The 12332-nt window shown below is 38.8% G+C and carries 13 protein-coding genes; 3 read left to right on the top strand and 10 right to left on the bottom strand.

The features are described from left to right. Nucleotides 1-91: 91 nt before the first annotated feature. The 6 genes from ACMAZF_RS09745 to ACMAZF_RS09720 form a co-directional block, all read right to left on the bottom strand. Nucleotides 92-541: a serine hydrolase gene (locus ACMAZF_RS09745; RefSeq protein ID WP_435273673.1), complete on the bottom strand. Its 450-nt coding sequence runs from the start codon at nucleotides 539-541 to the stop codon at nucleotides 92-94. A 160-nt stretch (nucleotides 542-701) separates the two neighbouring features. Then, nucleotides 702-2546 carry a hypothetical protein gene (locus ACMAZF_RS09740; RefSeq protein ID WP_435273672.1) on the bottom strand — a complete coding sequence of 615 codons (1845 nt, stop codon included), beginning with the start codon at nucleotides 2544-2546 and terminating at the stop codon, nucleotides 702-704. A 146-nt stretch (nucleotides 2547-2692) separates the two neighbouring features. Then, entirely contained in the window at nucleotides 2693-3955 is a 1263-nt protein-coding gene (locus tag ACMAZF_RS09735) for a tyrosine-type recombinase/integrase (RefSeq protein ID WP_435277221.1), read from the bottom strand. A 239-nt stretch (nucleotides 3956-4194) separates the two neighbouring features. Then, nucleotides 4195-4704, bottom strand: coding sequence for a phosphoglycerate mutase family protein (locus tag ACMAZF_RS09730; protein ID WP_435273671.1), 510 nt, complete (start codon nucleotides 4702-4704; stop codon nucleotides 4195-4197). Nucleotides 4705-4922: 218 nt separating this feature from the next. Continuing rightward, nucleotides 4923-6632, bottom strand: a complete 1710-nt coding sequence (locus ACMAZF_RS09725) for a S41 family peptidase (RefSeq protein WP_435273670.1) — start codon at nucleotides 6630-6632, stop codon at nucleotides 4923-4925. Between the two features lie 105 nt (nucleotides 6633-6737). Then, nucleotides 6738-7340, bottom strand: a complete 603-nt coding sequence (locus ACMAZF_RS09720) for a protein-disulfide isomerase (protein WP_435277146.1) — start codon at nucleotides 7338-7340, stop codon at nucleotides 6738-6740. 184 nt (nucleotides 7341-7524) lie between these two features. Between ACMAZF_RS09720 and ACMAZF_RS09715 the strand changes: the two genes are divergently transcribed. Next, nucleotides 7525-8028, top strand: a complete 504-nt coding sequence (locus ACMAZF_RS09715) for a DUF1456 family protein (protein ID WP_435277145.1) — start codon at nucleotides 7525-7527, stop codon at nucleotides 8026-8028. A gap of 534 nt (nucleotides 8029-8562) precedes the next feature. Further along, nucleotides 8563-8799, top strand: a complete 237-nt coding sequence (locus ACMAZF_RS09710) for a hypothetical protein (protein WP_435277144.1) — start codon at nucleotides 8563-8565, stop codon at nucleotides 8797-8799. 70 nt (nucleotides 8800-8869) lie between these two features. Here the strand turns inward: ACMAZF_RS09710 and ACMAZF_RS09705 are convergent, their stop codons facing one another. The 4 genes from ACMAZF_RS09705 to ACMAZF_RS09690 form a co-directional block, all read right to left on the bottom strand. Continuing rightward, nucleotides 8870-10453, bottom strand: a complete 1584-nt coding sequence (locus ACMAZF_RS09705) for a cation:proton antiporter domain-containing protein (protein ID WP_435277143.1) — start codon at nucleotides 10451-10453, stop codon at nucleotides 8870-8872. A 113-nt stretch (nucleotides 10454-10566) separates the two neighbouring features. Next, the gene (locus tag ACMAZF_RS09700) at nucleotides 10567-10707 is read right to left on the bottom strand and encodes a hypothetical protein (RefSeq protein ID WP_435277142.1); all 141 of its coding nucleotides are present in this window, start codon (nucleotides 10705-10707) and stop codon (nucleotides 10567-10569) included. Nucleotides 10708-10865: 158 nt separating this feature from the next. Continuing rightward, nucleotides 10866-11291, bottom strand: coding sequence for a hypothetical protein (locus tag ACMAZF_RS09695; RefSeq protein WP_435277141.1), 426 nt, complete (start codon nucleotides 11289-11291; stop codon nucleotides 10866-10868). A gap of 103 nt (nucleotides 11292-11394) precedes the next feature. Further along, the gene (locus ACMAZF_RS09690) at nucleotides 11395-11868 is read right to left on the bottom strand and encodes an FKBP-type peptidyl-prolyl cis-trans isomerase (RefSeq protein WP_435277140.1); all 474 of its coding nucleotides are present in this window, start codon (nucleotides 11866-11868) and stop codon (nucleotides 11395-11397) included. 134 nt (nucleotides 11869-12002) lie between these two features. Here ACMAZF_RS09690 and ACMAZF_RS09685 point away from each other — a divergent pair, with 134 nt between their 5' ends. Next, complete coding sequence (locus ACMAZF_RS09685; RefSeq protein ID WP_435277139.1) at nucleotides 12003-12332, top strand: hypothetical protein; 330 nt, start codon at nucleotides 12003-12005, stop codon at nucleotides 12330-12332.

Here is a 12332-nt window from a genome sequence, read left to right as displayed (position 1 = left end):
GCCAGTGGTTGAATTATAGAGCACGCCCAGTTGCGCATTGTTACGATTTCCGGTATCGCCATTAGTACGTAGAACAAAAGAGCATTGTAGATTAGAACTGTGCCGATAAGATTGATAATCCTCCGACGTATTTGTTGCAGAGCGAGGGCCAGTCTCCATCAAGTAGTTCCAAAGCGAACTGCAACCTTGATAAGCTATTAACAGCATTCTTCATCATATTTGGAATAAACACGCGCTCTTTAAGAACTTGGTTAAATTCCTTTTTTGTCACGAGCTGCTGAATGACAGCAGCAGGAAATTCTTTAGAGATTGAGCCAATGCTAAAACGATGCTCCAGCGTTAACGGGGCGGTTCGACTACCACTTTCAAAACCATACACCGATTTAAACTGTTCTTTATTACCGTCAATAACCAGCACCGCGCCGTTAAATGCGTCGTTTTTATGGGCATCATCGACTATGGCTCTAATTGTTGTAGCACTCGAAACACTGACGATTGACGTGAGAGCAAATAGAACGATTGGCTTTATCAGGTTTTTCATGGGCGTGACGTTGATTTCCAGTAAGTTTGTAATCGGACAATATAATCTGTTAATAAGTCATTATTCAACTCGCTTATTAAATTGATTTGTAACGAATTAATAACACTTTCAATAGTTTCAATGAAACCGCGTGTAACCTTGCTAGACACGCGGTTCAGCCCTAAATTCGGAATCGATTTCTCAGCCCAAGGCCAATTAAGAAAATGAAACCTGTCGAAAACAAGCCTTGAAGAAAATTAGCTAAATGAAGGCATCCACTAGCTTTACCATCGAAAAGCAATTCTAGTCCTTCGAGTCGAGAAAACCTCCCATCAGGTAATAATGGGACGGTGTATCCACCAGAGTAAGAAAGAGCAGCGATTAGTTTATCGCCGACTTCAAGCTGAAAATGATTCACATCAGACATATTGAAATAGATACAAGCGAAAAAAAACCACGAACAAATAAGCCATATGCTTGGCCTCAAGACACTTCGACCATAATCTGAAAATATTTGATAAAGATGATCTAGTCCAGCTTTGAATTTTGTGACTTTGAAAAGTGTGCGTCGTGCCCTAAGCTCATCAGCGTGAAAATTTAGCACTTGCAAATAATCTTGATTGTCAGCTGCCAATTCTTTTAAACGGCAGAGTCGTTCGACATCATGCGGATCCTTTATGACATCAAAAAACATATGATCCGCTATCCACTTGTTTACTTTGTTTGGTAGCCAGTTTTTTTGTTCGTTGAAGAACTTATATAGACTAGGAAATTTTGGTGTCTTATGAAATTTAGGAACAAATTTAACTTGTTCAAGTGATACATGATGAGAAAGCGATGTACTTGTCAAGTCGATTACACAGTTGAATTTATTGTCATCTAAGTCAAATCCACTGTTAAAACAAGAGTGCCTAAAACTAATCTCTGATATCTTTTCACTACCTTGAAGAGAGGATAGTAATAGACCGCTCTTAAAGTTTACATGTTGGAAAGAAACAGTTGAATTCCCAAATATTGCGTTTGAGAAAATTACAGAACCTTCGTTAAAATGCACATTATTAAAATCTATAATTCCATTGCCAAAATTGACACTTCCAAAATCTAAGTATGGAATATCAAAATTAGCGCCTGTCATCGATATATCACCATCCCCAAAAGATACATCGCGAAAAATTGGTTGAGATTGACGAAATCTACAGGATTTAAAGCTAACGTTACCATCATTGAATTGTGAATATGCAACTATGAAAGAAGATTTAGAAAAGTCTGTAAAGTTGAAATTTTTTATGCCATTACCCATTTGACAACGTTCTAATAATAATCCTCCTTTTTCTAAAGCAACATTTGAAAAAGTAAAGTGTCCATCCCCAGAATGGCATAACTTCACGTAAATATTTACGCGACTAAAAAGCGCATCATCAAAAGACAATAGACTTGCGTTAAAATATTTGGGAGTCATTCTAAAAGCAGCGTTGGATTGTTCGTCATTTCGGCATTGAAAATTATCAAATCTTATATTTCCAGAACCAAAACGAGCGTTATAAAATGACACGTTCTTAGCTGTAAACTTTGACTGTGAAAAGTCTACATATCCGCCGTCAAATATAGCCCCTTCAAAACTTACTTTGTTTGAACTTGTAATTTCCGCACCAAAAAAAGAAATATCCCCAGTTCCAAAATTAGTGTCTTCGAATAGGACGTCAGCGCCGTCAAATATTGTGAAGGAAAAATCAACGCCACCATTTGGAAAAGTAAATCCTGAAAAGTCGATTCTAGTTAACTTTTCTTCTTTAAGAAGCTTACTAAAATCGACGTTAGAGAAACTGACTTTACATTGCTCCGCCATTTTAAACCACGAATTCCAACAGTCACGGCCTTTTAAATATAATTCGATTGCAATTTTGCTATTAATTACGATCTCTGAAGATTGGTTTTCATCTCTCATACTTCGGTACTCATTAAATAACTCTTTCTCGTTGGCGTCTATCAGGCCGCGTTTAACAAACACTGGAACACTAATAGACATTTTGTTTCCTTTACGTGATGCTTGACGACTGTAAAGGGCGTTAAAGTACTTTGAAGATGCTTTAGCCTCAAATTAATAATGTGGCTAAAGCGCATGTTGAGTTCGTATCATACAGAGGAAAGTAAATCGATACACGCCTGTTTTTATTAAACTTTCCGACCTTGGCCAGACCGCGCTCTGTCTTTGATATTACTCTGAATATAATTCTTATCAGTCGTCTCTGACGAGGCGTGACCTAGTTCATCTGCGAGGTGCTTAAGCGGGCGACTGCCAGCATCTTCGGTTGCGCCGGTATGGCGTAACCAATGGGTTGTGGCGGCCATTAGGTAGTTGGCGTCGTCTTCAAATCCATCTCTTTGCAGCGCCTTTATCGCTAAATCAAAGCTTTCTTCGACGATGCGGCGAATTTGGCGGGCGGTTAAATTACCACTGCCACGTAGTTTATTGAGCATCGATGAATCTTCATCGGGCGAGGGCAGTGATGACAACCCGCGTGATAATCGATAGCGTTTTAAATAGGGCATGTATGCTGGCGGTACGGTCACATCACGGATTTTATTGCCTTTACCAAATACGGTTAGATACCAAAAGCCGTCGTTATCTACTGAAAAATCTGACATGCGTGGTGACCATTTAGCGTGTTCAGATAGCTCAGAAACTCTAAGATACAAGCTTTTTAGCGTGGCGATCACAAACAAGTTACGCTCAAATTTTGGTGATTCTTCACAAGCGTCTTTGGTGATGCCCAATACATATTCCCATTGTAATTGGCTTAGGGTATCTGGTGTTTTTCGCTGCACTTGTTTAATGAGATAAGGACAGCTTTTCTTGACGACTGGCACGTAATTTTTGTCGCAAACTTCTTCCATTTGGGCGTGTTGATACAACACGCTAAGCGCAGTAAAGGTTGAAACTAACGATTCTTGTGACGGTCGATAAGCGTCAGGCTGTGCAGCTTGAAGCGGATTTTTCTTCGTTAAGGATTTTGCTAATTTTGCGACAAATGGACGCCATTTTGAGTTTGAAACTGATTGGCCATTTTTAACAATGAAGCGTTGTTGTACAGACGTACCAATCCACGCTTTATCTGGCTGATAAACAAAATCAATGTAAGCTTCAATGTCTTTACGAGTAACTTCGAAAATGCCTTTGTCATTATGTTGCCAACAGAATAAGCACCAACGCTCAATTTCATTTCTAAAACGTAAGTAGGTGCCGTTAGATTTACGTCCCATTATATAAAGAAATTCCATCACAAAAGAGAGTTCTTTATTGGCAGCGTGAACATTACGATTCGTTTTATTCAAAAAACTAGCTAAGTCTGGATACTCATATTGAAGCTCATCATCATTTAGGAGTCGGCGTTGAGTTTTAAGATTATCGAAGGTATCGATTAGTGGCGTGACAATAAGTGTAGATGGCATGAAAGATAAATCACAAATAAAGAACGCATTATAAAAGCTAGCACTGCCTAATGTCCAATACTCTTAAGTATTGGACATTAGATAAAGCGCGCTGTGTCAATTTGAGGGTAGATATCTGTCTTAGATTACTCTCGTGCAATCTAGGTATAGCAATCAAAGAAATCCTATTTAACATAATATAGATTATGCGCATATTAGTGTTGTACGTAATAGAGGCTTACTTATCATGACTGATCAAAACCTTGGTTTAAGATTTGTAACCTAGCTCCGCTGCTGGTTATCGTTACTTGATAAAGTCTGTCGTACTCTTCATGGTCTACAATCGGCAATTCAATTCCCGCTAAGTTACCAGCCACTGCATTAGTTGTGCTGTTATGGCCAACAACTAATGCGTTCGATTTGCGTGATCTGATTTCTTTAGTTAGGACTTCTAACGCTCTTGGATCATAAGATGTGATGGCCAGTGTCTTTGATTGTGCTACTGGTTTCGCTGTTGCTTGAGTTCGCTTATAGTCTGTCGAATAAACCGTGCTTAATTGAATATGTTCAAGCATCGTTGCTAATTGGTCAGCACGTTGTTGTCCGCAATATGTCAGCGATGGATTTCGATTAGTTTTGTCACTGATGTCTATATCAGCGTGTCTGACTAAATAAACGGTATATGCGTCGTTTGCTACAACGGGATAACTGAATGTTGCTGATATTAACAATGCTATCGACGCTAGATGTTTCATAAACCTTACAACCTTTCTATTTTTGATGGTTTCTACGTGCTATACAGTTTCCTAATAACCTTCGTAAGTTACTGAATAAATGTAGGATACTTCATTTTCCGATTGTTATTTGCGCGACGCTACGTGATTTTTGCAATGTTCTGTGGGACTTAACCTTACAGATTTCACGTAGCATCACCTAAATTTTGTATCTTTAAAGCGCTAATTCCAAATTTTTCTTACAACTTGTCTGAAACATATTTTAGTGCAGCGTTGAGTACTTCATCTTGGCCATCTTTTATGCCAGCAACAGTTTGTTCGACAATCACATCAGGAATAATGCCAATTCGTTGAGTTGGTTCTCCGTTTGGATAAAATACACCTAGACCTGAAATGGCGGTCGTAATATTACCAGGTAATTTTATTATTGAGACATCACCGTCACTGCCATCAGTTGGACGTCCAATAATTGTAGCGCGATTCGTCGCTCGGAATGCCATGGCCGTATATTCTGAGCTGCTAATAGAATTTTCATTTACTAAAACAACGACATGATTTTTGTAATGTTTATCAATTGGTTTTAGATAATCGGTTACGTATTGCTTTATCTCACCGGGATTATTGATGTTAAACGCGGTGAACCGTGCAAATGGAATTTTCTTGTCAACAAGCCAGCCTCCTAGGCTATGTAATACAAAATCTTTCGGATAACCACGAATATCAATAATAAGCGCTTTTGTATCGCCAAGTTCTGATTTTATGGTTTCGATTTCATCCTGTGTGATATTTGATAAGTCGATGTACCCGATATTGTTTTCGAGCACTTTATAACCGATGGATTCGTTTCTAGGTGGACTAAATATGCCAGAGTCCTCAATACTATAGAGTGGAACTACAACACTATGTTTTTGTCCATTTCGGATATATTCTACGGATAGTTGCTTTTCATCAGAACGAACTAGGTCAACAGCAACACGTCTCAATAGCCCTTGTTCAGTAGACGACGGGATATATGGTCTTCGTTCGTTAATCATATCCGAAATTGTAGCGCCGTTAATTGCAATAAGCTCATCTCCGATCTCTAACTTAGGCAGTGTTTTCAGTTCGTTATCGTAAAAGTTAGTTACGATAAGCTTGTTATTGATTATTTCAGTTTTAAATCGTGGAAAGTTTATTCCTTTGGCACTTTGAAATGCGAACAAGCCGGCTAAAAATGCATGTCCATCACCAATGTCAGTGATTAGCTTAGCTAGCGCGAATTGATATTGCTCGCCTGTTTCAGCTAGGTATATGTCAGATAAATGATTACCAAGTGCCCTATTCCAGTCGGTGTCCATAATATCTTTATGTGGAAAGAAATAGTGAATCATATTCCAATAGCGATAGAGAGCAATGAGTCTGTGAGCAGGATCAGGGTAGACATCTTTTTTATAAGGCTTTTCATTGGAAAATGTAGGACCACCAACGTCAGAAGTTAGAACGTAATGTTGCGAACCTTGATGTCGGTTTTGGTAAATATTAGCCAATTGCATGCGCAACTCTGTTGAAATACTTTCTTCATGAAACCATTGTTGGTCTGGTTTGATAACAGCATTATCTGCTGTCTTTTGACAGTTGAAACAAATTGCAACTGGACCGAGCTTATCTATCCATGCTGTTAATAGTCTGTTGCGGTCATCCGTTGATCTTAAGCTGAGATACTTGGGAAGAAAATCAATGAGCTGTTTATCCCAATCTAATTTACCTGAAGCAATAGTAGGATGATGGTATTTCAAAAATCCCCATACTTGGCCTAGTAGAACTAAATTTTCATGCTGTATGTTACTCAGTGATAGCTGATCGGCAATTGAAGTGGTGGAATTTTCTGGAGATACACTTTGCGCACTAACATAGTGCGATACTAGCGATAAATTCAGAGCAAGGGCTGTAATAACTGGGATGAGTTTCATTAAAAATTCCATTTAGACCAATAGTAGTAGCTACGTTTATAGGGCTAAATGGAATAGTTGTCAATAAGATTTTATCGTTAAAACAATAAGTTGGCTGTAAGCACTCTATTTGTTTAGTTCAAGTTTAACCGCTTCAACAATCTTAGCTGGATGCTTTAGATAGTGAGAATGGTCGAGTAATACAGCGTTATCGCCCATTGCTAGCAACATAATCGGAAATGAACGCATTCGGATAAGTTCTTGGATCTCACCAATATCTTCTAATATTTGCTGAGCATCATTACTTAACTTGTCTTTGAACGCTTTTGCAGGCGGTAACAGTTTTAGTTCTGTCATAATGTCTTCAAAGTTTGACGGCGTATCCATGTCACTGTTTTCAACAAAATGTTGCTGCATGATTGAATTAAGTACATTCAGCGCGTGTTGAGGCTGTTTATTCGTTAGCCACGACATGACATTCGCCGCAATTTGTGAGTTCTTCTTACGGCCTAAATTCGCTTCGTAATCTTTTGAGAATTTCACAAGAGAATCACTTTTAACAGCGTCGATTAGGTTCTTGCTTGGGCTGTCTTTACCTGCATAATGTGCAGCGTGCCATAGATGGAGTTCCATATCAGGATACGCTTTGGCAATTTCATTAACCAAAGGCAAGCTGGCGTAGCTCCACGGACAATGTGAATCAAAAACAAAGTAAAGTTGATTTGTCATAACAGGCTCTAAATTAAAAAATTAATGGCGATCTTAGGCGCTTTCAACACGTTTTACAATTGCTACTTAGCTTTTGATCTCACAAAACAAATTTAAGTGTGCCGATTAACGACTTTACGATAAAAAGATATTAAATCTAGAGCCATTGTGCTATTTTGCGCTAAATTTTCAAAGAGTAAATTCCATGATAAATAACCTCGTACTACGTCGCTTACGTTATGCACTCAACTTGCGTGAAGCAAGCATGGTTGAGATGTTTAAACTTGTTGATGTAACAATCAAGGCAACCACCATTAGTGGCCTGTTAAAACGTGAGCAGCAAGATGGTTTTATTGAATGTAGTGACGTTGTCTTAGAGCAATTTTTAGATGGCTTGATCATCAGTAAACGTGGTCCAGCAGATCCAGCGAAAGCCCCTGATCCATCAAATGCTAAAGTGCGCATCAACAATAATCTTATTCTGAAGAAAATTAGAGTGGCATTAGAGCTGCGTGAAGAGCATTTATCTGAAATTATGCAAATCGCTGATTTTAAATTTTCAAAGTCAGAAATGAGCGCATTCTTCAGAAAGCCAGGCTCTCGTCAATATAAGCCTTGTGGTGACCAAATGTTGCGTAATTTTCTGATCGGTTTGTGTGAAAAAAATCGTCCTTCAGAAGATAAATCAGCACAGAAAGAAGATAGCTAATTTTACGTTACAAATTAGCCTGAAAGCGCGTAGAAATGTTGGTAGTGATTTGTTAGCCTGCCAACATTAATTCTTGCAATTGGATTTGCTATGCTATGCTTCTTCGCGCTGCAGTAACAACAATATTGGTTTGCTTGCCTTTTTATCAAGCCAATGCCCAACAACCCTCCTCCCCTGCAACAATTTCTCAGATTAAAGTACATACTGACAATCTAGTAAAGTCATATACTGACCTTAATTGGTTTCGCGGCAATGTGTTAGTGACCGATGATAACAACGTTATACCAATTGCATTAAGTAAGTGATCTTGTTGTGCGTAGAGAAAATCAGCTAAAACAAGGCGCTCGATTGACTAATAGCTGGCTATTAGGATTGAGAGCAACGCCATTTTAGTTAATTTTAACAAGTACAAGTGGGCAAATATTTAATGCAATTAATGGTATTAAGTTTTATCAAGCGCACGGTATTGAAAAATATCAAAATGCTTTTCAGGCAGCCTATAAAAAGGAAGGATATACTGGCTTTATTGGACGGGTGATTAATGATTTAGGGATGGCGCTGATTAAGAAGCAACAATGGCAACAAGCATTTGATCAGTTTCAATACCTTATTGCGCTGTTTCCCAAAGCACCGCAAGCTTACGATAGTTTAGCGTTTGGATATTATGAGCAAGGGAAAATTAGGTTAGCCCAAACCACTTTTGCTAAAGCGCTTGCTATTAAGCCTAACTTTAAAAGTGATTATCGAGCGGATAACTATCAAATTCAATGATAGAAAACTAAATAACACAACGGTGATTACCAGTCAGAGCCAATATTAATATTGGCTCTGAGCAAATAAGTTATGTCTCTTCTTTTTTGAATAGTGTTTCAGTAACGTGCTCACCAAAACCACTACCCGCTTCTAAATAAAAGTTATAGGTTGTTTGAACACCTAGTTTGTCTAATTCTATTTGCTGATCTGGATAATTTGCAATAGCAGACACTTGCCCATCAAAGCCAGCAGCTTTTAGCTGCTCAAGCGCTGTGAGATTCTGAATATGTTTTGGCATAGCCAACATAACCATTTCTACTTGAGAATGATTAACGCGTGTCCAAAAATCGGGATCGGTTGCATCGGCCATGATGACATGACGGCCCCTTTCTTGATGACGGCGGACACTGTCTGAATTTATATCTACACCTGCAACAGAAGTTGGATAACGTTGTGCGATGGTTTCGTAAGCACCTGCGCCAATACGCCCCATACCAAAGATTAATATTTTGGCCTGAAACAATGACATCGGTTGTTCAACTTCAAGACGTACAGCGCGCTCATGTTTAAGTAGCCAATGTTCAATTTTGACATAAAGCTCATTCGAATGCGTGTTGATTGGCGAGGCAATAATAAACGTAAGCGATACAGCAATGGCCATAACCGCAAGCCATTCACCAGAAATCCAACCGGAGGTTGCCGCAAGTGCACACACAATTAAACCAAATTCACTAAAGTTAGATAGCGTAAACGAGTTAAGTAATGAAGTACGAGCGCGTAATCTGAATATATTGGTCATTAAATAATACAAAGCGACTTTTAACGGCAATATTAAGACAATAAGTAAGGCTGCAATTGCTGCTTCCATTGATAAATGAGCGTTGAGTCCAATGGTTAAGAAGAAGCCGACAAGCATCAGATCTTTAAAATTAAGGAGCGACTTTGCCAGTTCACCGGCTTTCTTGTGGGAGGCGAACATCATACCAATAATAAGTGCACCAAGATCCCCTTTTAGACCCGCAAACTCGAACGCTTGATAACCAACTAACAGTGCAAAGAAGAATCCAAACAGTGGCAGTAACTCACCATGTTCAGATTTATTGAGAATTTTATAAAGTAACGGACGTAAAAGTGGTAATAGAATAAGCAAACCAAGCGCCCAAATATTTGGCACTTTTCCAGTACTAATAGCGAGAAATAGCACAGCAAAAACATCTTGCATAACCAAAATACCGATAGATAGTTTGCCGTGAATACTCGACATTTCACCGCGCTGCTCTAATACTTTAACGGCGAATACCGTGCTTGAGAAACTTAGTGCAAAGCCTACCAATAATGCCGTTTCGAAGTTCAAATCAATAAACATTGGTAGACCAAAGGCGCCAAAACCAAGCATGATGCCACTGAACAATAAACTCGTAATAATGAGATGAATTGTTGATGGGCCCCAAACATAAGGCTTGGTTAGGCTTTTAACTTTGAGCTTGAGACCAATTGAAAACAATAAGAGCGTTACACCCAGTGCGGCAATCTGTTCAAGAATAGGAGTCGATTGATAGCCCGCGGCATTTAAAATAAAGCCCGCCGCTAAAAATCCAATAAGCGGAGGCAACCGCAGTTGTAAGATTATAAAACCACAAACAAAGGCAACAGAAAAATAGAGTAATTCCATGAGATTAGGCAGTGCCAACATCAGTTAATGATAAATAAATTCTATCACCTAACTGTAAGGTTCCCAACGCTTTTTTGTCATTTTATGTCAGTAAATAGTCGAGTGTTAGTTACTTATTCGGCGTCGATTGAGAGTTCATCTAACAAGGCATCGCTTTTATCAAGGCTATTGCTGTCAAACATTATGGCGACGAGAATTTGTCCGTTTTCAATACGATGATTTTTGACGTGGGCGTCAACTAATACCAATTGCATTAAGTAAGTGATCTTGTTGTGCGTAGAGAAAATCAGCTAAAACAAGGCGCTCGATTGACTAATAGCTGGCTATTAGGATTGAGAGTAACGCCATTTTAGTTAATTTTAACAAGTACAAGTGGGCAAATATTTAATGCAATTGGTATAACAACGGTTCGTCATATCCCATCAATGTTATCGCGATATGCACTGGGCATTTTTTTAACAGCTGAATTGCCACCTTCTTGTTTAAAGGAGAATTGACAACCGCGTGGTGATATATCGACGATATAACCGCCAAGTAGTGTACCCGCAAGTTTACCGTTGACTAATTTTTGCGAGATTTGTGCAGGTAAATGCGTTTTTTCGCGTTGATGAGTACGCAGTTGTCTATTTTCTATTTTCGTCGGGTAATTAAGAAAGTGAAGCTTTTCTGGCACTGTTATAATATGTTCAATAGTCGTTGAAAACGAGACACATTCGCCGCGTGTCCCTTCCAGTAAATAACGACCAATATCGAGGCCAATTACAGTGGGTTTAATTCTGACGCCACTTAACCCTCCCAGTTGTAAATCTATTACTTTTCCGGGTGTGAGGTGAGTCATAAACTCATTAACATTTGTGGCATCATGGCGCTATTTTATTATTCTTTTGTTTGATTAACGGCTAGTTTGTATCCAAACCAGCTATTTTTCAACACGTTAGTCATTATTTAAAATCAATTAATTCAATATCAAAAATAAGTGTTGAACCCGGCTTTATTTTTCCTGCGTCACGGTTACCGTACGCTAAATTAGCTGGAATAAAGAAACGTGTTTTCTCACCTTTTACCATGAGTTGAACACCTTCAGTCCAACCTGGAATAACTTGGTTTAGACCAAATGAAATGGTTTTATTACGGTCTACTGAACTGTCGAACACCGTGCCATTTAATAACGTACCATGATAATGAACGGTCACATTGCTGCGAGCGCCAGGGTGGTCAGTGCCCTCACCTTGTTCTAACACTTGATATTGCAAACCAGATTCAGTAGTAATTACACCTTCTTTTTGGCCATTGCTGGTCAAAAATGCATTACCTTCAGCGATATTCTCCACAGCAGCTTTTTTGGCTTGCTCTGAGCGGTAAAAGAACCAAGCAACAACAGCAACTAATAACGTTAAAATGACGACTTTTGACATTTTTTTCATTCCAATTAATTTAATTAGCGCAACCATACTTGAAATCAAAAATAAGTGCTAGATTTTCGTACTTTTTATGCAAAGTTGAGCCGTATTTCGTTATAGTAAGTTAATGGTTTTGCTGAGGAAACATCATGAAAAAAATTGTGTTAATTGCTTTGACGTTAAGTCTGGCTGGATGCTACGCCAATTGGCCTGAATTAGACAAAGCCGCCAAAAATATTGAGTGTGACATGGACCAAGTAGCACTGGGAAAGATTGCTAAGCGTTTTAAAGCAGAGAGTAACTTTGACGAAATCTCTAATAGTTATTCGATGGTTAAATTTGATGATGCCATTGTGGTGTCGTTCAACCACAAAAGTAAAATAACGACGATTGCGAAAACGAAATCTGATATATCGCTAGGCGGCTTGATGCGCCGCCAAGGCGATGTAATGGTAGTAAAACGGTGCGTGAAGCAATAA

It is taken from the genome of Psychrobium sp. nBUS_13 (genome assembly GCF_051201665.1).
Lineage (GTDB): Bacteria > Pseudomonadota > Gammaproteobacteria > Enterobacterales > Psychrobiaceae > Psychrobium.
This window is presented reverse-complemented; position numbering and strand designations above follow the sequence as displayed.

Coding starts and splice junctions, on each gene's coding strand:
- ACMAZF_RS09745 (WP_435273673.1), bottom strand. CDS start 541: ATGAAAAACCTGATAAAGCCAATCGTTCTATTTGCTCTCACGTCAATC.
- ACMAZF_RS09740 (WP_435273672.1), bottom strand. CDS start 2,546: ATGTCTATTAGTGTTCCAGTGTTTGTTAAACGCGGCCTGATAGACGCC.
- ACMAZF_RS09730 (WP_435273671.1), bottom strand. CDS start 4,704: ATGAAACATCTAGCGTCGATAGCATTGTTAATATCAGCAACATTCAGT.
- ACMAZF_RS09725 (WP_435273670.1), bottom strand. CDS start 6,632: ATGAAACTCATCCCAGTTATTACAGCCCTTGCTCTGAATTTATCGCTA.
- ACMAZF_RS09720 (WP_435277146.1), bottom strand. CDS start 7,340: ATGACAAATCAACTTTACTTTGTTTTTGATTCACATTGTCCGTGGAGC.
- ACMAZF_RS09715 (WP_435277145.1), top strand. CDS start 7,525: ATGATAAATAACCTCGTACTACGTCGCTTACGTTATGCACTCAACTTG.
- ACMAZF_RS09705 (WP_435277143.1), bottom strand. CDS start 10,453: ATGGAATTACTCTATTTTTCTGTTGCCTTTGTTTGTGGTTTTATAATC.
- ACMAZF_RS09700 (WP_435277142.1), bottom strand. CDS start 10,707: ATGCAATTGGTATTAGTTGACGCCCACGTCAAAAATCATCGTATTGAA.
- ACMAZF_RS09695 (WP_435277141.1), bottom strand. CDS start 11,291: ATGACTCACCTCACACCCGGAAAAGTAATAGATTTACAACTGGGAGGG.
- ACMAZF_RS09690 (WP_435277140.1), bottom strand. CDS start 11,868: ATGTCAAAAGTCGTCATTTTAACGTTATTAGTTGCTGTTGTTGCTTGG.
- ACMAZF_RS09685 (WP_435277139.1), top strand. CDS start 12,003: ATGAAAAAAATTGTGTTAATTGCTTTGACGTTAAGTCTGGCTGGATGC.